13 protein-coding genes are annotated in these 22,239 nt (G+C 63.2%); 6 read left to right on the top strand and 7 right to left on the bottom strand.

The features are described 5' to 3' along the window. Positions 1-144: 144 nt before the first annotated feature. From ACEXP3_RS11655 to ACEXP3_RS11645, 3 genes are all read right to left on the bottom strand, one after another. A complete protein-coding gene (locus ACEXP3_RS11655; RefSeq protein ID WP_377297405.1) occupies positions 145-942 on the bottom strand; it encodes an FAD binding domain-containing protein in 798 nt (265 codons plus the stop codon). A gap of 21 nt (positions 943-963) precedes the next feature. Then, the gene (locus ACEXP3_RS11650) at positions 964-3,330 is read right to left on the bottom strand and encodes a xanthine dehydrogenase family protein molybdopterin-binding subunit (protein WP_377297404.1); all 2,367 of its coding nucleotides are present in this window, start codon (positions 3,328-3,330) and stop codon (positions 964-966) included. A gap of 113 nt (positions 3,331-3,443) precedes the next feature. Beyond that, positions 3,444-3,935: a (2Fe-2S)-binding protein gene (locus ACEXP3_RS11645; RefSeq protein WP_210105808.1), complete on the bottom strand. Its 492-nt coding sequence runs from the start codon at positions 3,933-3,935 to the stop codon at positions 3,444-3,446. A gap of 273 nt (positions 3,936-4,208) precedes the next feature. On the opposite strand from ACEXP3_RS11645, the gene ACEXP3_RS11640 reads away from it, so the two are divergent. The 6 genes from ACEXP3_RS11640 to ACEXP3_RS11615 all read left to right on the top strand — a co-directional run bounded on the left by ACEXP3_RS11640 (position 4,209) and on the right by ACEXP3_RS11615 (position 16,214). Beyond that, the gene (locus ACEXP3_RS11640) at positions 4,209-4,466 is read left to right on the top strand and encodes a YMGG-like glycine zipper-containing protein (RefSeq protein WP_210105809.1); all 258 of its coding nucleotides are present in this window, start codon (positions 4,209-4,211) and stop codon (positions 4,464-4,466) included. 178 nt (positions 4,467-4,644) lie between these two features. Further along, entirely contained in the window at positions 4,645-6,558 is a 1,914-nt protein-coding gene (locus ACEXP3_RS11635; RefSeq protein ID WP_377297402.1) for an autotransporter assembly complex protein TamA, read from the top strand. 63 nt (positions 6,559-6,621) lie between these two features. Continuing rightward, a complete protein-coding gene (locus ACEXP3_RS11630; RefSeq protein WP_377297401.1) occupies positions 6,622-12,720 on the top strand; it encodes a translocation/assembly module TamB domain-containing protein in 6,099 nt (2,032 codons plus the stop codon). 224 nt (positions 12,721-12,944) lie between these two features. Continuing rightward, positions 12,945-14,732: a methyl-accepting chemotaxis protein gene (locus ACEXP3_RS11625; RefSeq protein WP_377297400.1), complete on the top strand. Its 1,788-nt coding sequence runs from the start codon at positions 12,945-12,947 to the stop codon at positions 14,730-14,732. Continuing rightward, positions 14,732-15,211, top strand: coding sequence for a chemotaxis protein CheW (locus ACEXP3_RS11620; RefSeq protein ID WP_210105813.1), 480 nt, complete (start codon positions 14,732-14,734; stop codon positions 15,209-15,211). Before ACEXP3_RS11625 ends, ACEXP3_RS11620 begins: the two co-directional genes overlap by 1 nt. A 157-nt stretch (positions 15,212-15,368) precedes the next feature. Continuing rightward, positions 15,369-16,214, top strand: coding sequence for an asparaginase (locus ACEXP3_RS11615; protein WP_377297398.1), 846 nt, complete (start codon positions 15,369-15,371; stop codon positions 16,212-16,214). An 82-nt stretch (positions 16,215-16,296) separates the two neighbouring features. On the opposite strand, the gene ACEXP3_RS11610 is transcribed toward ACEXP3_RS11615, so the two are convergent. The 4 genes from ACEXP3_RS11610 to fdhF form a co-directional block, all read right to left on the bottom strand. After that, a complete protein-coding gene (locus ACEXP3_RS11610; protein WP_377297397.1) occupies positions 16,297-17,949 on the bottom strand; it encodes an OFA family MFS transporter in 1,653 nt (550 codons plus the stop codon). 162 nt (positions 17,950-18,111) lie between these two features. Continuing rightward, positions 18,112-18,456: a formate dehydrogenase subunit delta gene (locus tag ACEXP3_RS11605; protein ID WP_377297396.1), complete on the bottom strand. Its 345-nt coding sequence runs from the start codon at positions 18,454-18,456 to the stop codon at positions 18,112-18,114. Beyond that, positions 18,446-19,270 (bottom strand): formate dehydrogenase accessory sulfurtransferase FdhD, encoded by an 825-nt coding sequence (gene fdhD / locus ACEXP3_RS11600; RefSeq protein ID WP_377297395.1) that lies wholly within the window; start codon positions 19,268-19,270, stop codon positions 18,446-18,448. Before fdhD ends, ACEXP3_RS11605 begins: the two co-directional genes overlap by 11 nt. An 8-nt stretch (positions 19,271-19,278) precedes the next feature. Beyond that, complete coding sequence (gene fdhF, locus ACEXP3_RS11595; protein WP_377297394.1) at positions 19,279-22,161, bottom strand: formate dehydrogenase subunit alpha; 2,883 nt, start codon at positions 22,159-22,161, stop codon at positions 19,279-19,281. Positions 22,162-22,239: the final 78 nt, after the last annotated feature.

Genomic DNA, 22,239 nt, shown 5'->3' with positions numbered 1-22,239 from the left:
CGTACTACCTGCGGCAATTGGACCGTTTTTTTGAATTATTCCAATTTGAATTTATAGGACCATCGATAAGAGAAAGTTGATTTGCATCAAGAGAACGCAAAAAGGGGGCGGCCGAAGCCGCCCCAGTTGCTCGCCTTGGAAAGCTTAGCCGGCCGCGATGACGGCGCGTTTGGCCATGACCCGCACCAGATTGGCGCGGTATTCGGCGCTCGCATGCATGTCCGACATGAGGTCCGCCGGGTCGATCGAAGCCGCCTTGGGTGATTCGGGCGACCAGTCGGCCGCAAGGGCCGCCTCGATCGTTTCGGCGCGAAACACGCCGTTCGATCCGGCCCCCGTCACCGCAACCCGCACACCGCCTGCCGCTTTTGCAACAAAGACACCGGTGATCGCATAGCGCGAGGCCGGGTTGCGGAATTTCGCATAGCCTGCCTTTTCGGGCGCCTCGAAGGAGACCGCTGTTACCAGTTCGCCCTCTTCAAGCGCGGTTTCGAAGAGGCCCGTGAAGAACTCTTCCGCCGGAATTTCGCGGCGGTCGGTGATGATCGTTGCCGCAAGTGCCAGCATGGCGGCCGGATAATCGGCCGCCGGATCGTTGTTGGCAATCGATCCGCCGATCGTGCCCATGTGGCGCACATGCGGATCGCCGATCATGGCGGCAAGCTCGCAGATGGCCGGACAGACCGCACAAACGGCCGCAGACGAGGCCACATCCGCATGCGGCGTGGCACCGCCGATGCGCACGGTGTGGCCGTCCACGGTGATACCCTTCAGGGCAGCGATATGGCGCAGATCGATCAGGTCCGAGGGAGCGGCAAGCCGCTGCTTCATCGTGGCGATCAGCGTCATGCCGCCGGAGAGGTAGCGCCCCTCGTCATGAGAGGAGCGCAGGTTGACCGCCTCATCGACCGAGGAGGCGCGGTGGTAGCTGGTGGCATACATGGTCGTGTCTCTCCCCGTCCCTTATTCGGCCGCCTGGCGCATCTGCCCATCCTGCAAGGCACTCCACACCTTGAGCGGCGTGGCGGGCATGTGCAGGTGGTTGATGCCGATGGCGTCGGTGATGGCATTGATCAGTGCCGGCGGCGAGCCGATGGCGCCGGCCTCGCCGCAGCCCTTGATGCCGAGCGGATTGCCCGGGCACGGCGTGTTCTGGTGCGAGAGCGTGAAGGACGGCAGGTCGTCGGCGCGCGGCATGGCATAATCCATGTAGCTTGCCGTCAGAAGCTGGCCGTTCTGTTCGTCATAACGCACCTCTTCCAGAAGCGCCTGGCCGATGCCCTGGGCAAGCCCGCCATGCACCTGCCCCTCGACGATCAGCGGATTGATGATATTGCCGAAATCGTCGGCCGCGACGAACTGTACGATCTCCGTCTTGCCGGTTTCCGGATCGATCTCGACCTCGGCGATGTAACAGCCGGCCGGGAAGGTGAAGTTGGAGGGATCGTAGAAGGCGGTTTCCTTGAGGCCCGGTTCCATGCCCGAGGGCAGGTTATGGGCGGTATAGGCGGCGAGCGCCACCTGGAACCACGGCAGGCTCTTGTCGGTGCCGACCACTTTGACATCGCCGTTTTCGATGACGATGTCGCTCTCATCCGCCTCCATCAGGTGGGCGGCGATCTTCTTCGCCTTCATCTCCACCTTGTCGAGCGCCTTGACGATGGCCGACATGCCGACGGCACCGGAGCGCGAGCCATAGGTGCCCATGCCCATCTGCACCTTGTCGGTATCGCCATGGACGATGTTGACGCTGGCAATCGGCACGCCCAGGCGATCGGCAATCAGCTGGGCAAAGGTGGTTTCATGGCCCTGGCCGTGGCTGTGCGAACCGGTGAGCACTTCGATCGTGCCCACCGCATTCACCCGCACTTCCGCCGATTCCCAGAGACCGACGCCGGCACCGAGCGAACCGACCGCCTGTGAAGGCGCTATCCCGCAGGCCTCGATATAGCAGCTCATGCCGATGCCGCGCTTCATGCCCCGGCTCTCCGCCTCGGCGCGCCGGGCGGCAAAACCGTCCCAATCGGCGGCGGCAAGGGCGGCATTGAGCGAGGCATCATAGTCCCCGGCATCATAATTCATGATGACCGGTGTCTGGTGCGGGAAGCTGCGGATGAAGTTCTTGCGCCGAAGCTCTGCCGGCGACAGACCGAGCTCGCGGGCCGCCACTTCCATGGTACGCTCCAGGAGATAGGTCGCCTCCGGGCGCCCGGCCCCGCGATAGGCATCGACGGGCACGGTGGTCGTGTAGACGGTGCGGACATTGGCGTGGATCGCCGGAATGTCATACTGGCCAGACAGAAGCGTCGCATAAAGATAGGTCGGCACCGCCGAGGAGAAGAGCGACATATAGGCGCCGAGATTGGCGATCGTGTCGACCTTCAGACCGATGATACGGTGGTCCTTATCGAAGGCCATCTTCACCTTCGACACATGGTCGCGGCCATGGGCATCGGTGAGGAAGGCTTCGGTGCGGTCCGAGGTCCACTTGACCGGCACGCCGGTCTTCTTGGACGCCCAGAGACAGACGATCTCTTCCGGATAGATATAGATCTTGGAGCCGAAGCCGCCGCCGACATCGGGTGCAATGACACGCAGCTTGTTTTCCGGGGCGACATTATAGAAGGCGCTCATCACCAGGCGCGCCACATGTGGGTTCTGGCTGGTGGTGTAGCAGGTGAAGTGGTCTTCCGCGGCGTCATAGATGCCAAGCGTGGCGCGCGGCTCCATCGGGTTCGGAGACAGGCGGTTGTTCAGGATCTCGATTTCGGTGACATGGGCTGCCTGCGCAATCGCAGCATCGGTTGCGGCCGGATCGCCGATCTGCCAGTCGAAGATGAGGTTGCCGGGCGCTTCCGGATGGATCTGCGGGGCATCGGGCTGAAGCGCTGCCACGGCACTCGTGACGGCCGGCAGTTCCTCGTAATCGACAACCACGGCTTCCGCTGCGTCACGCGCTTCGCCCGCACTGTCTGCCACGACGATTGCCACCGCGTCGCCGACATAGCGAACCGTATCGACGGCAAGCGGACGCCATGCGCCCATTTTCATCGGCGTGCCGTCCTTGGAATGGATCATCCAGCCGCAGATGAGATTGCCAATGCCGTCGGCCTGCAGCTGGCGACCTTCCAGCACGTCGATGACGCCGGGCATAGCGCGTGCGGCCTCAATGTCGATGCCGTTGATTTTCGCATGCGCGTGCGGGCTGCGCACGAAGGCTGCAAACTTCATGCCGGGCACGACCATATCGTCGGTATAACGGCCCTTGCCGGTCAAAAATCGCTTGTCTTCCTTGCGGGCGACGCGCGCACCAATGCCTTCCATTCCCATTATCGTCTCCTCCCGAAACGAGCGAATAGTGAGTAGCGAATAGCGAATAGGGGAGAGGGAACGCGACGGGCCGCCCAGCAGCCGACTATTCGCTACATCCTATTCGCTTCTGTCTATTCAGCCGCCTGGCGCGCTGCGCCCTGCATCTCTTCATTGGCCGCCAGCACCGCCTTGACGATGTTGTGGTAGCCGGTGCACCGACAGATATTGCCGTCCAGTTCATGGCGGACTGTGTGTTCGTCCAGATCACCGCCGTGGCGGGCAATCATGTCGACGGCGGTCATCACCATGCCCGGCGTGCAGAAACCGCACTGCAATCCGTGATGCGTATTGAAGGCGGCCTGCACCGGGTGCAGTTCACCCTGCCCGGCGATCCCTTCAATCGTGGTGACGGTGGAGCCGGCGGCCTGAACCGCCAGGATGGAACAGCTCTTCACCGAGCGACCATCCAGATGCACCACGCAGGCACCGCATTGCGTGGTATCGCAGCCGACATGCGTGCCGGTCAGCCCCAGTTTCTCGCGGATGAAATGCACGAGCAGCGTGCGATCGTCGCACTCCCCCGACATCGCCCGGCCGTTCACCGTCAACGTCACTTTCGTCATGATGTCCTCCCTGCGCCTCCTCAAGCACTGACGTGTCTCCTCAAACACGTTGCCGCATCATTTGCCTTTTTTGACCGCCGATCAACCGATACTTTTTGCGCAAAGGCGTTTGCGAGAGCATGAGATTGCCACTTTGTTAAATAAAGCTAAAGTGTGCGGCTGGACTTCCAGATCCCGAATCCTACTCTCACCTGCAGCGGGTTAACCCGGCTGGCCGGGAGGGCGAAGACAAGCTTCGGAACGACCAGTGCAAGTGACAATGTGGAGAGAGTAATGAAAAAGGCTTTGGTGCTTATTTTGGTCGGCCTGTCGGTGGCTGGCTGCACGCAGACGGAAAAGGGTGCCGGTATCGGTGCCGGCACAGGCGCGATCATTGGCGGCCTGGCGACGGGCAATGTGCGGGGCGCCGCAGTCGGTGCCGCCATCGGTGGCGTATCCGGCGCGGTGATCGGCTCGGTCTCGGAACAGCCGGGCCAGTGCTACTACCGTGACCGCTATGGCAACCGTTACGTAGACCGTTGCCCGCGCTGAAGCGCCACGCCTTAAGCAGGTGAACACGCGATGCCCCGGGCCTGTGCCCGGGGCTTTTCGGTACAGAATGTGACATAAAATCAGTACCGCCGATTGATTTTTCAGTTAAATTAGCAGAACATGGAACGGGCGATGATGCCCCGCAGGGTGGGACGCCAAACTGAGTACGAGTAACGACATGCCCGGGCCGCGACGCGCAGTGGCGTATCGAAAGGCCGGCGTCGCAGCTTTCCTGGCAGCGATGATTGCGGCATGGCCGGGATTCGCCCCTGAGGCGCTCGCCCTGAAGATCTTCGGCCTGACCCTGTTCGAAAGCGACGAGGACAAGGTCGATGTCATCGACCCCGTCCGTTATACGGCAAGCCTCGACACGACGTCCGCCGACGGCAATCTCAAAGACAGGCTCAACACCGCAACGGCGCTGGTCAACGATGAAAAGCAGCCCGTCTCGGGCGATCTTGGCCTGGTCATCAAGGCGCGCGAAGACCGGGAGCGCCTGGTGGCGGTCCTCTACGAGGAAGCCCGCTATGGCGGCGTGGTGCGCATTACCATTGCCGGCACCGACCTCGACCGCCTGCCGCCCACCCCGAGTTTCGACCATAGCCAGCCGGTACCCGTCACCGTCACCGTGGAGCCCGGTCCCGTCTTCACGCTCGGCAGCATTTCGCTGGAGGGCGATGCCGCAGGCCTTGATCCGGAAGTCTACGATCTCAAGACCGGAGGACCCGCAGGCTCTTTGCGCCTCATCAAGGCTGGCGAGCGCATCGTCCGGGACCTGAAGGCGCAGGGGCGGCCATTGGCGCAACTGACCCGGCGCGATGTCATCGCCGATCACGCCACCAACACGGTGGCCGTGACGATGAGCGCCAAAAGCGGACCGATTGCGCCACTGGGCACAATTACCGTCAAGGGATCGCGGGCCGTCTCCTCCGATTTCATCCGGCGCTATTCGCGGCTTGATGAGCGTCAGGATTATTCTCCCGAGCAGTTGCGCAAGGCGGCGGAGCGTCTTCGCGAACTGAGTGCGCTGGCAAGTGTCACCGTGCGCGAGAGCGACACGCTTGCCCCGGACGGCTCCCTGCCGCTGACCATCGAGGTTTCGGAGGGCAAATTCCGCTATTTTGGCGCAGGCGCCGAATATTCCTCGATCGACGGCGCGGGACTGTCCGGCTACTGGGGCCACCGCAACCTGTTCGGCGAAGCCGAGCAGTTGCGCATCGAAGGAAATGTGTCCGGCATCGGCGCCACGACCGATTACACGACCTTCGACTACACCGCCGGCATCTACTTCACCAAGCCGGGCGCCTACCTTCCGCGGATCACGTTCGACGCGAGCCTTGTGGCCAAACGCGAGACGCCCGATGCCTATACCGCCAACTCGGTCACGGCGCTTGCCAAACTGTCCTACGAGCTGAACGACCGCGATACGGTGAGCGGCGGCGGCGAAGTGGCCTGGACCGAGGCTGAGGACGCGTTCGGCCGGAACACATACCTGACATTTTCAACGCCCTTCACCTTCGAGCGCGATGGCCGCAACAATAAGCTGGAGCCGACGGAAGGCTATCGCCTGACGGCCAATGCGACGCCAAGCTATGAGGCCTATCGCGGCACACTCTTCTCGTCTTTCGAAGGCTCGCTCTCGGGCTATCTCGGGCTTGGCGACAGCGACCGGCTGGTGCTGGCGGCGCGTGTGGCCGGCGGCTCGGTGATCGGGGCAGACAGTCTTGTCGACATCCCGACGACGCGCCGTTTCTTTGCCGGCGGCGGCGGCTCCGTACGAGGCTACGCTTTTCGAGAAATCTCTCCTTACAATAGCAACAACGAGGCGCTTGGCGGCAAGTCCTATGCGCTCGCCTCGTTCGAGGCCCGGCTGAAGGTGACCGAAAAGGTTGGGATCGTTCCGTTTTTCGACGTCGGCAGCGTCTCGACCGAAATCGTGCCCGATTTCTCCGATATCCGCATGGGCGCCGGCATCGGTGTGCGCTATGCAACACCGTTCGGCCCGTTGCGACTTGACGTTGCTCTTCCGCTGAACCGCTATGATGGCGGCAGCCAATACGGTATCTATGCCGGCATAGGACAATCATTCTGATGTCGCGCAAACGGAAAGTTCAGGATAATCACGTCCAGAAGGAACAAGGATGAACCCGGGTCCATGACATCATCGTCCCGCAAGACGGCTGGAATAGCGCGCGCAGTGCTGCTTTTGGCAGCGCTTCTGCTCGTGGCTGCGCTGGGCTTCGTGATGTTCCTCGGTTTCGTGCCTGCCGGAAACCGTCTGGCGGGGCAGTTCGCCTCCTCGCTCTTGTCCTCGCCGGGCCAGACCATCAGCATGTCCCCGCCGCGCGGCCTGCTGACCGGCCGCCTGAGGATCGACAACCTGACTGTATCGGATGTCAAGGGCGTCTATGCGCAGGCGCATGACATCGATGTCGACTGGTCGCCGTTGTCGCTCCTGAAGCGAACCTTCCACGCAAGAACCATTGCAATCGCCGGCGTCGAGGTCTCGCGTCCGCCCGTGCCGGTCAAGGCGCCGCGCCAGCAGACCCGCCAGAATTCCGGCAGCGGTTTTTCGCTGCCCGTCGCCATCGATATCGACCGCATCAGCCTTCCCGACATCATTCTTGCGCCGGCCGTCACTGGGCGCAGCTTCCAGATTGCGGCGGAAGGCTCGGCGAATGCGACCGGCGAGCGCGTGGCCCTCAAACTGTCGGCCAACCGCAAGGATGCCCCCAATGCGCTTGCCAAGGCTGACCTTGTCTTTGCACCGGGACAGAACGAGCTGAAACTGCAGGCGCTGGTGGCCGAACCGCAGGGCGGGCTTCTGGCACGGCTGCTGCACCTTCCCGGCGCCCCATCGCTGGCATTGGCGCTGGACGGCCAAGGACCGCTGTCGAGCTGGAGCGGACAGCTGCGCGGCACGGTGAACGGCCAGCCGGTGATCAGCATGGACGGCCGGCACACGCTGACGGCAGAGGGCCGGCATCAATTGCAGATCTCGGGTGGCGGGCAGCTGGCGCAATTGCTGCCGCCAACGCTTCGCCCGCTCTTTGCCGGCCGCACGGATATCAATGTCGGTGCGATGATCAGCCCGAATGGCCGTATCGAAATCAGCAAGAGCGAGCTTACGACCGGTGCCATGCGGGTTGCCGCCTCCGGCGCGCTCGATCCGTCCGGCGACAACAGCCTGATGGGCAGCGCGACAGCCATCAACGGCGCGGTTGCGATGGAATGGCCACTGGAAGACGAGCCGCTGCGCTTTGCGCTCGACAACCTGAATTTCACACTGACCGGACCGGCCGAATCCTCCCGCTTCAATGCGACGGCCGCCTTGAAGTCCATTTCCACCGCGGATGCGCGTTTCGGACAGGTGCGGGTGCAGGCGGAGAGCGAAGACCTCAATCTGCGCCAGTGGGCCGGTAGCGTCCGCACGCGCCTGTCCGCAGCAGAAGCTAATTTCACCGATCCCGATCTCGACAGGCTGATCGACGGACCGATCCGGCTCGATGCGCCGATCCGGCTTGCGCTGCCGGCCATCGGCCTTGATGCCTCGACGTTCGAAAGCGGCAATATTTCCGGTACCATCAGCGGCGCCTACAACCTGTCGCAGCAATCCGTCACCGGCAATGTCCGCATGTCACTCAATCCTGACGGACTGCCGGAGGTGGCAGGACAGTATCTCGACGGCATGGTCGGGGTTGAGGGTTACATTGACGCCGTCATCGGCGGGCGCATGAGCCTGGAGAACCTCGTCGTCAAGTCGAGCCTGCTGGAAGGTCACGGCAATATTCTGCTGAAGGACGGCAAGCTGGAAGCGCACCTGGCCGGGCGCGCGCCGGATCTTTCCAAGCTGCGGCCGGACGCCAAGGGCGCGGCCGGCTATGACGTGGTCCTGTCCGGACCGATCGAGGCACTCGGCGCCAAGGCCGCCATCAATGCGGCGGAAGCCCGTTTCAGCGGCCATCTGTTCGAGGGCATCAGCCTTGCATTCCAGGGGGTCGTGACGGGCAAGGAGCCCAATGGCGCCCTGCAGGCGACGGGCCGGGTGGATGGCAAGCCGATCAACCTCAAGACCCAGCTCCGCCAGAAGGACGACCTCGTTTCGCTGGGCGACATGCTGCTTGAAGCCGGCAGCAACCGTGTGAGCGGATCTCTGACATTCTCCCGCGACTATCTGCCCGCCGGCCGGCTGGAGTTTGCGCTTCCGGATGTCGGGCTTCTCACGGCATTTGCAGGCCAGCCGGCAAGCGGCGATTTGTCCGGCACGCTTGATCTCTCCAATTCAAACGGCGTCTTGGCCGCCAAGCTGGACGCATCCGGCCAGTCTGTCACCGCGCAGGGTGTTATGCTGGAGAAGCCGGTTCTTGCGCTGTCCAGCAGCAATGTGAAGACGCTTGCGGCCGATGGCACGCTTCGCGCAGCCCGCGTTGCCCTTGGTGCGCAGGCCATTTCCGATGCGGTGGTGACCCTGAAGCAGGACGGGGCGCTGACCGGACTTGATCTTGCCGCCAGCTATGCCGGGGCGCCGCTTGCGCTTGCCGCACGGGTGGACCGGTCCGACAGCAACGCCGTGCTCGTTGCCATGGATCGGTTTTCGGCGGCACCGGGCGGTGTCGATCTTCACCTGAAGGAGCCGGCCCCGCTGCGCATCGCTGGAGGCCGAACCGAAATCGGCTCCGTAAAGCTTGCCGTCGGTGCAGGCACCGTCCTCGTCGATGGCAGCGCCGGCCAGCAGTTGAACATTGCCGTCCGGGCAAGTGACCTGCCGGCACAACTGGCCAATGGCTTTGTTGAAGGACTGGGAGCCTCGGGGCGCATGGGCGGCGCCGCAACGGTCAGCGGAACAGCCGCTTCCCCGATCGTTCGTTACAGCGTCAACTGGGAAGAGGCAGAGCTTGCCGAGACCCGTGCCCGCAGCATTGCCCCGCTATCGATCTCCGCGCGTGGACAGTTCCAGAACGGTACCGTCACCATCGATCACGCCGGCCTTGAGGGCCAGGACGGGCTGGATGTATCCGTAAATGGTACGATCGCCGTCAACGAGCCGCGCCGTATCGTCATGCAGGCGGATATCGCCTCGCTGCCGGCAGCGCTTGCCAACAGCCTTCGCCCGCAGCTCGCTGCCAAAGGCACCGTGAAGGGCAGCGGCCGGGTGACCGGCACGATCAGCGAGCCGGTTGCCGATTTCAACCTTTCGCTCGGCGGCGCATCGACGGCTGAAACCCGAAGCGCCGGTCTGAGCGATCTTGCCGGCCAGATGAACGGCCATTTCGAACAGCGGCTTCTCAGCATCAGCGACCTGTCGATCTCCGGCCCACATGGCCTCTCCGTGACGGCCGCCGGCACACTCGGTCTCGATGGCGATCGGCCAGTCACGCTTCGCTCCACGCTTACCAATGTCCCGGCCGGTCTGGTCAATGCCGTGCGCCCGGACTTACAGGCTGAAGGCACGCTGTCCGGCACTCTGGCCGCCGGCGGAACGCTTGCGGCACCACAGGCCGATTTCGATCTTCAGCTCTCCGGAGCATCCGCCGAAGCCACCCGGGAAGCCCGTGTCGGCCCACTCGCCGTTTCTGCGCGCGGTCGCTATGCCGATCAGCTTCTGACCCTGACAGAGGCTAGGCTTTCCGGCGAAAACGGGCTTTCGGCTGCCGCCAACGGCACGGTTGGGCTGGGCAGCGACGGCGCGCTTGCCCTGTCGGCACAGTTTGCGGCCCTGCCTGCGGCACTTGCCAATCTTGCCCGGCCGGGACTTGCCGCAAGCGGCACCGCGAGCGGAACGATTTCGGCAAGCGGCACGCTCGCAGCACCGGTGGCGACCTATGACGTGACCGTCGCCGATATCGCCACCACCCAAAGCCGAAGCGCGGGCGTCAAGGCGCTGGATCTTCGCGCTCTTGGTCGCTACGAAAACGGCGTGTTGACGCTCGAGCAGACGCAGCTGAGCGACCCCTCCGGCCTCTCGCTCACCGCATCGGGCCGGGTGATCCTCACCGGACCGCAGGCGCCGGCGCTCGATCTCAACGCTGATATCCGCGCCCTGCCCGCCAATTTGGCCAATGCCTTCGTGCCGGGCCTCGACGCCGGTGGCGTGATCTCGGGCACCGTGGCATCCACCGGTTCTCCGCAGGCACCGGCCACCCGGTTTGATCTCAAATGGCAGGATGCCCAGACGCGGCAGACACGAAACGCCGCCCTTGCCGGCCTGGAAGTTGCGGCACGCGGCACATTTGCCAACAATATCCTCACCCTTCAGCAGGCGGGCCTGACCGGCCCCTCCGGTCTCGCCGTCTCCGCAAGCGGCACGGTCGGCCTCTCCGGTGACAAGGCGCTTGATGTCTCGGCAACCATCGCCTCGCTGCCGGCAAGCCTGATCAGCGGCTTTGTTCCGGATGTCGATGCAGGCGGCACTTTGTCGGGGACAGCAGCCTTGAGCGGCACGGTCGCGGCACCCGCGGTCAAATACGATCTGCAATGGGCAGACGGCGTCATCCGCCGCCAGGGCGATGCCGGGATCTCCAACCTGACGCTGAAGGCTGCCGGCAGCTTCGAGGGCGGCCGCCTGACCCTCGGCACGACCCGCCTGACCGGACCGCAGGGCCTGTCGATCAGCGCGAGCGGCACCGTCACCACCAATGAAAATGCGCCGCCGATCCTCAATCTGAACGCCGATATTGCCGCCGTTCCCGCACGCCTTGCCAATGCCTTTGTTCCGGGTCTTGGTGCCGCAGGCACAGTGTCCGGCAAGGTGTCCGCCCTGCCCGGCGGAGGTGCAAACGGCGCGCGCTTCGATCTCACCTGGGCCGACGCGGCCCTTGCCCAGACGACGAGCGCCGGGGTTCCGCCTTTCCGCATCACCGCAAACGGCACGTTTGAAAACAATCGGGTCGCCTTCGAAACACAGCTTGGCGGCGCAAGCGGCCTTTCCCTGCGCGGAAGCGGCAGCATAGGGCTTACGGGCAACCGGCCGCTCGATCTGCGCGTCGATGGCACCGTGCCCTTTGCTCTCCTTGCCGCGCAGCTTTCCTCGCAGGGACTGGTGCTGGAGGGAAATGCGAATGTGAACGTGGCCGTCGGCGGAACTGCAGCGGCCCCCTCCGTCACCGGCAAGGCCTCGACCTCTGCCGCACGGCTTGTCGATGTGACGCGCAATCTTGCGGTGAACGGCATTGCGGGCTCGGTTGAGTTCAACCGTGACCGGGCCGTCATCTCTCGTCTGTCAGGCACGTTGTCGCCCGGCGGCACCGTCACCGTCAACGGCTCCGTCGGGCTTAACGAGGGCTTTGCGGCAGACCTCGATATTGCCCTTGCCAATGCCACCTATGTCGACGGCAACCTGGTGACGGCAACGGTCAACGGTGCGCTCAACCTGTCAGGGCCGTTGCTGCAAGGCCCGAAACTGTCCGGCAATGTGACGCTGCTGAAAGCCGATATCACGGTTCCCGCCAGCCTTCCCTCTTCGCTGGCCGAACTCAACGTCAAGCATCGCAACGCGCCTGCCGATGTGCGAGCCCTCCTTGCAAGCCTTCAGCCGAAGGAGGGGTCGAAGACCAGTGCCGGCATCGCGCTCGATCTCACAATGACCGCCCGAAATAGCATTTTCGTGCGCGGACGCGGCATTGACGCGGAGCTTGGCGGTTCGCTGACCATTCGCGGTTCGTCCGCCGAACCGGTGGTGACCGGAGGCTTTGAAATGCGCCGCGGCCGGATCATCATTCTGACCAAGCGGCTCGATTTTTCCACCGGCAAGATCACCTTTGGCGGCAGTCTCGTGCCGGTTCTTGATCTGGTGGCGAGCACCGCCTCCGACCAGACGACGATCAATATCACGGTGACAGGACCGGCCAACAATCCGGACATCGGCTTCGGCTCCTCTCCCTCCCTGCCGCAGGACGAGGTTCTGGCGCGGCTGATTTTCGGCCAGTCGATGTCCCGCCTTTCGGCCCTGCAGATCGCTCAGCTTGCCGATGCGGTCACCCAGCTTGCCGGCGGTGGCTCCAACTCCCTCCTGCAGACGCTGCGCAGCGGCCTCGGCGTCGATGATCTTGACATCAACACGGATGAGAGCGGCCAGACATCGGTCTCCGTTGGGCGCTACATCAACAACCGAACCTATTTCCAGCTGGAACAGGGTGGCAGCAGTGGCGGCGCAAAGGCCTCGATCAATCTCGATGTCGGCCGCGGCGTAAAGCTCAAAGGATCGGCCGGAAGCGAGGGCGGCTCTGCCGGCGTGTTCTACGAGCGCGAATATTAAGAGCGTCGACACGGTAGGCGACAGCCCCCTCGGCACGTTCATCAGATCACGCCCCAGCAGCCCCGAAACCTGATCCGCCTTCACGGATATCTGGTGCGTTCACCGGCCTATTAGATTTGACGTATCTTTAACGGACGACAGCTACATTCAGTGCAATTGCTCGTGCGCTGGGCAGTGACCGCTGCAGACGCAGCGCTGTCTTTCGATCCGATAGAGGTAATAGAATGCCCCCCAGTTTCCTGCCGACAAGCAACGCCAGCAACCTGCTTTCGGCGATCGGCCGTTCGCAGGCCTTGATCGAATTCGACCTTACGGGCCGGATCCTCTCGGCAAATGAGAACTTCTGCCGTGCGCTCGGCTATACACTGGCGGAGATCAAGGGAAAGCAGCACGCCATGTTCTGCGAGGGCACTTATACACGGTCCGAGGATTACAAGAATTTCTGGGCAAAGCTTGCGCGCGGCGAGTTCCAGGCTGCCGAATTCAAGCGTATCGGCAAAGGCGGCAAGGAGGTCTGGATCCAGGCCTCCTACAATCCTGTCACGGTGCGGGGCAAGGTCGTCAAAGTGGTCAAGATCGCGACCGATATCACGGTCGCCAAGCTGAAGGCGGCTGAAGACGCCGGCAAGATCACTGCGATCTCGAAGATCCAGGCCGTCATCGAATTCACACCGACCGGCGACATCCTCACCGCCAACGAGAACTTCCTAACCTGTCTTGGCTACAGCCTCAGCGAGATCACCGGCCGCCATCACAGCATGTTCGTCGAGCCAGCCTTTCGCGACAGCACGGACTATGCCACCTTCTGGAAGAAGCTGGCCGCAGGCGAGGCCATTGCGGCGGAATTCAAGCGCATCGGCAAGGGCGGCAAGGCCGTCTGGATCCAGGCCTCCTACAATCCGATATTCGACAGCAACGGGCGCGTCTTCAAGGTCGTCAAGTTTGCCACCGACATTACCGAGCGTGTGCGCGCCGTGGACGATATCGCAGGCGGCCTCACCGCGCTGTCGCAGGGCGATCTAACGCACCGCATCACACAGCCCTTCATCCCGAGCCTTGAACAGATCCGCACGGACTTCAACGAGTCGATGGAGAAACTGCGCCTGGCGATGCAGGTGGTTGGAGAGAATGCCGAAGCAATCGCTGCCGGTTCCGAACAGATCCGTCAGGCATCAGACAGCCTTGCCAAGCGCACGGAACAGCAAGCCGCTGCCGTCGAGGAAACTGCAGCTGCCCTTGACCAGATCACACAGACGGTAGCGACCAGCGCCAAGCGGGCGGAAGAGGCAGGCCAGCTGGTGAGCCGCACCACCGCCGGCGCAACCCGTTCCGGGGAAGTCGTCTCGAACGCCATATCCGCCATGGGGCAGATCGAAAACTCCGCCGGCGAAATCTCCTCGATCATCGGCGTCATCGACGATATCGCGTTCCAGACCAACCTTCTGGCGCTGAATGCCGGCGTCGAGGCCGCGCGTGCCGGTGAAGCTGGCAAGGGCTTTGCCGTCGTCGCCCAGGAAGTGCGCGAGCTTGCCCAGCGTTCGGCAAAAGCCGCCAAGGAAATCAAGGCCCTGATCAATACGTCCAGCCAGCAGGTGCTCCAGGGTGTTTCCCTGGTCGACGAAACCGGCAAGGCGCTGCAATCGATCATCGCAGAGGTAGGCGACATCAACGGCAATGTGGCCGCCATCGTCGAAGCCAGCCGCGAACAGGCAGGCGGCCTCAAAGAAATCAACAAGGCACTGAACCAGATGGACCAGAACACGCAGCAGAATGCGGCGATGGTGGAGGAGTCTTCCGCCGCCAGCCACAATCTGGCACGCGAGGCAGAATCGCTCAGAAATCTGATTTCGCGATTCAGTTTTGGGAAACAATATTCCGCTAAGGTAAGTCTTGCGCGACCCGATGCACGCCCCGTCGCATCCCCGGCACGCTCACTCATGGCGAAGGTTGCACGCACCAATTCCGGTGGTGCCGCGGCCGCTCAGGCATCGGAAAGTTGGGAAGAATTTTGATGGCGACGATGATCAATTCCACAAGCTACAGCGGTGAGATGCTCGAGATCATCGCGTTTCGCCTCCACGATCAGGAATTCTGCGTGAAGACGACGACGATCCGCGAAATCCGCGGCTGGGCACCGTCCACGCCGATCCCGCACGCCCCGTCCGACGTGATCGGCGTGATGAACCTGCGCGGTTCGGTCATTCCGATCATCGATCTCGCCTACAAGCTCGGCATGAAGAGCACGGTTGCCAACGAGCGTTCGGCCATCGTCGTTGCGGAAGTGCACAACATGGTCATCGGCATGCTGGTCGACCGCGTCTCCGACATTCTGACGATTCCGTCCGATCAGGTGCAGCCTGTGCCGGAAGTTTCGGCCTCCTTCGACAAGTCTTTTTCGGAAGGCATCATTGCCAATGAAAACGGCATGATCTGCTTCCTGAACCTCTCCAAGATGTTCAAGGGCAGCGATCTGGAAGATATGGCCGCCTGATTTTTTGAGGCAGCAGGCACGTCTTTGCAGGGGCAGCGCGGGAGACCGCGGCTGCCCTTTTGCATGATCGCCCGCCACACCGCGCACCGGCGCTTCTTGATCTTGGCGGACGGCTGAACTACCAGACGGATCATCTTCAAAAGCTCAGGGACATCCCATGCGCCTGCTCCTCATCCACACCGGCGGAACGATCGGCATGGCAGAAGGGCCGGACGGACTTCAACCGCAGCCAGGCCTTGTAGAGGCGGCCATGGCCGATCGCCTGCCAGAGGCAACGACGCTTCTGACGCATGTGTTCAGCCCCCTCCTCGACAGCGCCGATGTCGGCCCTCAGCACTGGAACGAGATGCTGGACGCGATCACCGCCCATCCGGACCTTCCTGTGATCATCACGCATGGCACCGATACGATGGCGTTTACCGGTGCGGCCCTGGCTCAGGCTCTGGCAGGCGAGAACCGGTGCATCATTCTGTGCGGCTCGATGGTCCCGCTTGGAGAGGGCGGCGATGCAGAGGAAAACCTGACGCTTGCGATCACGGCCGCCTGTGCGGGCGGCTCAGGCGTCGCGCTTGCCTTTGCCGGACGCCTGATGCCGGCAGGCGGGCTTGTGAAGCACGACAGCCGCGCCCATGACGCGTTCCGATCCCTGCCGCAGGACGCAGCCGTCCCTCCCCGTTCTCGACGCTTCGACACCCGCCGCTTCGGCGTACTGACGCTTTCGCCGGGCATGCCGGCTGACCTCATTGCCGCCTCACTCTCCGTTCTCGATGGCGCCGTGCTCAGAGTGTTTGGATCGGGCACCGCCATGAACAATCCGGCGATCCTGTCTGCCCTTCGGGAGGCCGTGGCATCCGGCAAGCGCATCCGGGCCGTCAGCCAGTGCGAGGCCGGCGGCCTGGAGCCCGGCGCCTATGCAGCCGGTGCCGGCCTATGGAGCACAGGCGTTGAAAACGGCGGACGCCAAACGCCGGAAGCGGCCCTTATTCATCTCTGGCTGACCTGACCGCATCGGCCGGAGGCCGACAAGACAAAAGGCGGCCCGAAGACCGCCTTTCACATTATGGAGCCATGGCTTTCCGCAGTGATCAACCGAAGATCGCGAGACTGTTCCTCAAGGTTACCCAGACGCCCCAAACGAGGGGAATACCGACGACGGCCCAGGCGCGGGCAGCCTTCGCATCGAACCCGCCTTTGCCAATGCCAAATGAGCCCGTCGGGCCGGCATTGGCGGCGGCAGTCTTCGCCTGCAGGGCCGCAACCTCCGCATCCGACATGAACCATTTGTCCGATAAAGGCTTGACGAAGGCGTTGGCGATGAGACCGACCGCCAGCATGCCGGCAAGGATGTACATCGTGCTGGTATAGAGAGCCGGTCCCGGTGCAACACCCGCGGCGATCTGTGCCTCGCGGATATAGTTCACCACGAAGGGACCGGCGATGCCGGCCGTCGCCCAGGCCGTCAGCAGCCGGCCGTGGATTGCGCCGACGAACTGCGTGCCAAAAATATCCGCGAGATAGGCCGGGATGGTGGCAAAGCCGCCGCCATACATCGAGAGAATGATGCCGAAGGCGAGCACGAAGAGCGCCTTGGAGCCCATCAACGCGAGCGTGGGCGCCAGTGCATAGAGCACGATGCCGAGGATGAAGAAGCAGAAATAGGTGTTCTTGCGGCCGAGCTTGTCGGACATCGAGGCCCAGAAGAAGCGGCCGCCGATGTTGAACAGCGAGAGCAGGCCGGTGAAGCCGGCGGCAATCGCGGCGATCTGCGCCTTCTGTCCGGCATCGAGCTGCGCAAAGGCGACACCCGGCTGGCCGATCAGCGAGCCCGCAAAAATTTCCTGCAGCATGGGCGAGGCCATGCCGATGACGCCGATGCCGGCAGACACGTTAAGGCAGAGCACGGCCCAGATCAGCCAGAACTGCGGCGTCTTGTGCGCATCGCGCAGATGCACGTGGCGGTGCGTGATCATGTTGCTTTTTGCCACCGGCGGCGTCCAGCCATCCGGACGCCAGCCGGACGGCGGGATGCGATAGCCGAAGGCGCCGCCCATCATGAAGACGAAATAGACGAGCGCCATCACCACGAAGGTTTGCCACACACCCGGCGAGACATCCGTCTTGAAGTAGGTCATCAGCAGGTTTGCAAGCGGTGCGCCGATCATCGCGCCGCCGCCAAAGCCCATGATCGCCATGCCGGTCGCCATGCCGCGCCGGTCGGGGAACCATTTGACCAGCGTGGACACCGGCGAGATATAGCCGAGACCGAGGCCGATGCCGCCGATCACGCCGGCACCGAGCCACATCAGCCAAAGCTGATGCGTCATGACACCCAGCGCTGCCACGAGAATGCCGCCGCACCAGCAGCAGGCGGACACGAAGCCCGCCTTGCGCGGACCAACCCGTTCCAGCCAGCCGCCCCAGATGGCGGCCGAGCAGCCGAGCAGCACGAAGAAGAGTGTATAAATCCAGCCCAGATCCGCCACGCGCCAGTTGCAGGCGGTTGTGAACAAGGCGCCGGCAAGCGTCAGGCTCGAGCAGCTCGGATCCGTGGCCGGCAGCGCCTTGGAAAGCGGCAGCCAGAACACGCTGAAGCCATAGGCCATGCCGATGCACAGATGGATGGCGAGTGCGGCCGGCGGGACCAGCCAACGATTGAAGCCGGGTCTCGCAATGATGCGCTCCCGGTCGAGGAGGCCGATGCCGGCAAGATCCCCTCCACTTACACCTGCAACTGCCATCGACGAACTCCTCCTCTTGGGCTGTCAGGACATTGAATTTCATTGCCCGCGCACCGGAAGCGCGGTTTTCACACTCCAGAAGACCGACGATCTCCCCATCGGCGGCTTTCTGGTCATGCAAGGCAGAAACGGACCGATCCGGCTTGTTCCGGACCGCGTCGTTTACGTCACGCCCGCCGGAACACTGGGTTCCGACAGGGATTCGCCGGCGACCGGGCCCTTGCCGCCCGGCGCACCCCTTGCTGCATCCGCGCCGAGGCCGACGGCTTCCGTCGTCGGGTTTTCCGGGCGCCTGATCTTTGCCGCGGCCGAAATCACCAGCGGCAGGAAGCCACCGATGCCGGCATCGATCATCTCGAAGAAGCGGCGCCGCATGCGTGGCTCCCAGAACTTGTTGATGTGGGTCGCAACGCCATCCACCCGTACCGCCTCCGGCTGCGAGCCGAAAAAGGTGGCAATCTGGTTTGCCATGCGGACAAGCTTCTCATCGGTGTGGCTAAGCGACATGGCTGCTTTCTCCCGTCGTCAGACGATCAGGCCTGGTAAAGACTTCGAATTCATCGCGACGGGCAATGCCGATCAGCGTGATGCCCGCCTCCTCTGCCGTCTCGATGGCAAGCGCGGTCGGGGCGGAGACGGCAACCAGGCAGGGACAGCCGAGCAGCGCCGTCTTCTGCACCATCTCTACCGAGAGACGGCTGGTGACGACCACCACGCCGTCCGCGGGCTTGAGACCGGCGCGGATCACGGCGCCGCAGAGCTTGTCCAGCGCGTTGTGGCGGCCGACATCCTCGCGGATCGCGGCGATGCCCCGGCCGGGACGATAGAAGCCGGCAGCATGCACGGCACGCGTCTCGCGATTGAGGTTTTGGCCGTCGCCGAGCTCACGCACCGCATCCGCCACCATGGCTGGCGTCAGGGCAAGACGTCTCTCCGGCACGCGCGCCACGGCCCGCGCCGCCTGCTCGATCGATTCGATGCCGCAGAGCCCGCAGCCGACAGGACCCGCCATCCGGCGACGCCGCGCAGTCAGCGCATCTGCGCTTTGATCCTTCAGCGTCACCTGCACATCAATGCCGGCACCGGCTTCGACCGGTTCAACATCGAGAATATCCGCGGCCGACACAATGATCTCCTCGGCCAGCGAAAAGCCGTAGGCAAAATCGACAAGATCGGCCGGTGTCGCCATCATCACCGCGTGGGTGGAACCGCCATAGGAAAATGCGATCGGCACCTCTTCCGGCACGATGCGATGGCCTTCCGCCATCTGCCCCTGCCGGAAGCGCCATTCCTTGACTGTGCGGCTCGTTCCTTCTGCCATCACCTGCCCTACTCCGCCGCTTCCAGCTTGCCGGCAATGCGGCGGGAGCGACGGCTGAGTTCCTCGTAATCCTCCTGCCATTCGGTCGGACCGTTGGAGGGCGAGATCTGCACTGCCGTCACCTTGTATTCCGGGCAGTTCGTCGCCCAGTCGGAGAAGTCGGTGGTGATGACGTTGGCCTGCGTGTTCGGATGGTGGAAGGTGGTATAGACCACGCCCGGCGCCACGCGATCGGTGATCAGCGCGCGCAGGGTCGTCTCGCCGGCGCGGCTTGCGAGCTTCACCCAGTCGCGATCCTTGATGCCGCGCTGTTCGGCATCGTGCGGATGAATTTCCAGCCGGTCCTCCTCGTGCCAGACGACATTCTCCGTACGCCGCGTCTGGGCGCCGACATTGTATTGGCTGAGAATGCGGCCGGTGGTGAGCAGCAGCGGGAAGCGCGGGCCAGTGCGTTCGTCGGTCGCGACATATTCCGTTCGTATGAACTTACCCTTGCCGCGCACGAAGCCGTCGATGTGCATAATCGGCGAGCCATCCGGGAACTTTTCGTTGCAGGGCCACTGCACCGAACCCTTCTTCTCCAGATAGTCGTAGGACACGCCGGCAAAGCTCGGTGTCGTCGCGGCGATCTCGTCCATGATTTCGGACGGATGGCTATAGGTCCAAGCAAGGCCCATGGCCTGCGCCAGCTTCCGGGTCACTTCCCAATCCGCATAGCCATTCTTCGGCGTCATGACCTTGCGCACGCGGTTGATGCGACGCTCGGCATTGGTAAACGTGCCGTCCTTTTCCAGGAAGGTGGACCCCGGCAGGAAGACATGCGCGTAATTGGCGGTCTCGTTCAGGAAGAGATCGTGGACCACGACGCATTCCATGGCTTCCAGACCGGCGGAGACATGCTTGGTGTCCGGGTCAGACTGGAGGATGTCCTCGCCCTGGATGTAGATGCCCTTGAACGAGCCTTCGACGGCGGCATCCAGCATGTTGGGAATGCGAAGCCCTGGCTCGTTGTTGAGCGTGACACCCCAGAGCTTTTCGAAGGTTTCGCGCGTCGCATCGTCGGAGATGTGGCGATAGCCCGGTAGTTCGTGCGGGAAGGACCCCATGTCACAGGAACCCTGCACATTGTTCTGCCCACGCAGCGGGTTCACGCCGACGCCCGGACGACCGATATTGCCGGTGGCCATCGCCAGGTTGGCAATCGCCATGACCGTGGTCGAGCCCTGGCTGTGTTCGGTGACACCCAGGCCGTAATAGATCGCGCCATTGCCGCCTTTGGCATAGAGACGCGCCGCGCCGCGCAGGTCTTCCGCCGGAACACCGGTGAACTTTTCCGTTTCTTCCGGGCTGTGCTGCGGCTCGGCGACGAAAGCCGCCCAGTCCTCGAATTCGGACCAGTCGCAGCGGGTGCGAATGAAGGCCTCGTCAAACAGGCCTTCGGTGACGATGACATGGGCAATCGCCGTCAGCACCGCGACATTGGTGCCGGGCTTCAGCGGCAGGTGGAAGGCAGCCTCCACATGCGGCGTCTTGACCAGATCGATGCGGCGCGGATCGATGACGATCAGCTTTGCGCCCTGACGCAGGCGCTTCTTCAACCGCGAACCGAACACCGGATGCCCGTCCGTCGGGTTTGCGCCGATGACCAGCACCACATCCGAATGCTCGACGCTATCGAAATTCTGCGTGCCGGCCGAGGTGCCGAAGGCCTGGCCGAGACCATAACCGGTCGGCGAATGGCAGACACGGGCGCAGGTATCGACATTGTTGTTGCCGAAGCCGGCGCGGATCAGCTTCTGGACGAGATAGGTTTCCTCGTTGGTGCAACGCGACGAGGTGATGCCGCCGATCGATTCCCGACCATACTGGTACTGGATGCGCCGGAATTCCGAGGCGACATGGGCAAAGGCCTCTTCCCACGTCACCTCGCGCCAGGGATCGGTGATCTTCTCGCGGATCATCGGGTTCAGGATGCGGTCCTTGTGGCTTGCGTAACCATAGGCGAACCGACCCTTGACGCAGGAATGGCCGCGATTGGCCTGGCCATCCTTCCAGGGCACCATCCGCACCAGCTCCTCGCCGCGCATTTCCGCCTTGAACGAACAGCCGACGCCGCAATAGGCGCAGGTGGTCACCAGCGAATGCTCCGGCTGACCGATGGAGATTACCGACTTTTCCGTCAGCGTGGCGGTCGGGCAGGCCTGCACGCAGGCGCCGCAGGAAACGCATTCGGAAGAGAGAAAGGCTTCATGTGCGCCGGGCGAGACACGGCTGTCGAAACCACGGCCTTCAATGGTCAGCGCAAACGTGCCCTGCACCTCCTCGCAGGCGCGTACGCAGCGCGAACAGACGATGCATTTCGACGGGTCATAGGTGAAATAGGGATTGCTCTCGTCCTTCGGCATCCACTGCGCATTGATCCCGCCCTCGGCCGAGCGGGCCTTCACATGATTCTCGCCCTCATAGCCGTAACGCACATCGCGCAGGCCGACGGCACCGGCCATATCCTGCAGCTCGCAATCGCCATTGGCGGCGCAGGTGAGGCAGTCCAGCGGATGGTCGGAGATGTAAAGTTCCATCACCCCCTTGCGGATCGCCTTCAGCCGCTCCGTCTGGGTATGAACGACGATGCCGGGCGCAACGGGCGTGGTGCAGGAGGCGGGGGTGCCGTTGCGGCCCTCCACCTCGATCAGACAGAGACGGCAGGAGCCGAAGGCATCGACCATGTCGGTCGCGCAGAGTTTTGGCACCTGAATGCCGGCCTCCATCGAGGCGCGCATGATCGAGGTACCCTCGGGCACGGTGATCTGCCGGCCGTCGATGGTGAGCGTCACCAGTTTTTCGGCACGCGAGGCGGGCGTGCCGTAATCGATTTCAGGAACGAGGGGCATGGATGGCCTCCTGTGCGGAATGGGCGAGAACGCGGGACGAACGGGAGATGAGACCCCCTCTGGCCTGCCGGCCATCTC

The sequence above is a fragment of the Neorhizobium fuzhouense genome (genome assembly GCF_042611105.1).
Lineage (GTDB): Bacteria > Pseudomonadota > Alphaproteobacteria > Rhizobiales > Rhizobiaceae > Neorhizobium > Neorhizobium galegae_A.
Note: the sequence above shows the minus strand (reverse complement) of the source record. Positions and strands in the feature narration are given on the sequence as shown.

What these genes read in the sequence shown, in the direction of transcription:
- ACEXP3_RS11655 (WP_377297405.1), bottom strand. Translation starts at nt 942, where the DNA reads ATGTATGCCACCAGCTACCACCGCGCCTCCTCGGTCGATGAGGCGGTC.
- ACEXP3_RS11650 (WP_377297404.1), bottom strand. Translation starts at nt 3,330, where the DNA reads ATGGGAATGGAAGGCATTGGTGCGCGCGTCGCCCGCAAGGAAGACAAG.
- ACEXP3_RS11645 (WP_210105808.1), bottom strand. Translation starts at nt 3,935, where the DNA reads ATGACGAAAGTGACGTTGACGGTGAACGGCCGGGCGATGTCGGGGGAG.
- ACEXP3_RS11640 (WP_210105809.1), top strand. Translation starts at nt 4,209, where the DNA reads ATGAAAAAGGCTTTGGTGCTTATTTTGGTCGGCCTGTCGGTGGCTGGC.
- ACEXP3_RS11635 (WP_377297402.1), top strand. Translation starts at nt 4,645, where the DNA reads ATGCCCGGGCCGCGACGCGCAGTGGCGTATCGAAAGGCCGGCGTCGCA.
- ACEXP3_RS11630 (WP_377297401.1), top strand. Translation starts at nt 6,622, where the DNA reads ATGACATCATCGTCCCGCAAGACGGCTGGAATAGCGCGCGCAGTGCTG.
- ACEXP3_RS11625 (WP_377297400.1), top strand. Translation starts at nt 12,945, where the DNA reads ATGCCCCCCAGTTTCCTGCCGACAAGCAACGCCAGCAACCTGCTTTCG.
- ACEXP3_RS11620 (WP_210105813.1), top strand. Translation starts at nt 14,732, where the DNA reads ATGGCGACGATGATCAATTCCACAAGCTACAGCGGTGAGATGCTCGAG.
- ACEXP3_RS11615 (WP_377297398.1), top strand. Translation starts at nt 15,369, where the DNA reads ATGCGCCTGCTCCTCATCCACACCGGCGGAACGATCGGCATGGCAGAA.
- ACEXP3_RS11610 (WP_377297397.1), bottom strand. Translation starts at nt 17,949, where the DNA reads ATGGCAGTTGCAGGTGTAAGTGGAGGGGATCTTGCCGGCATCGGCCTC.
- ACEXP3_RS11605 (WP_377297396.1), bottom strand. Translation starts at nt 18,456, where the DNA reads ATGTCGCTTAGCCACACCGATGAGAAGCTTGTCCGCATGGCAAACCAG.
- fdhD (WP_377297395.1), bottom strand. Translation starts at nt 19,270, where the DNA reads ATGGCAGAAGGAACGAGCCGCACAGTCAAGGAATGGCGCTTCCGGCAG.
- fdhF (WP_377297394.1), bottom strand. Translation starts at nt 22,161, where the DNA reads ATGCCCCTCGTTCCTGAAATCGATTACGGCACGCCCGCCTCGCGTGCC.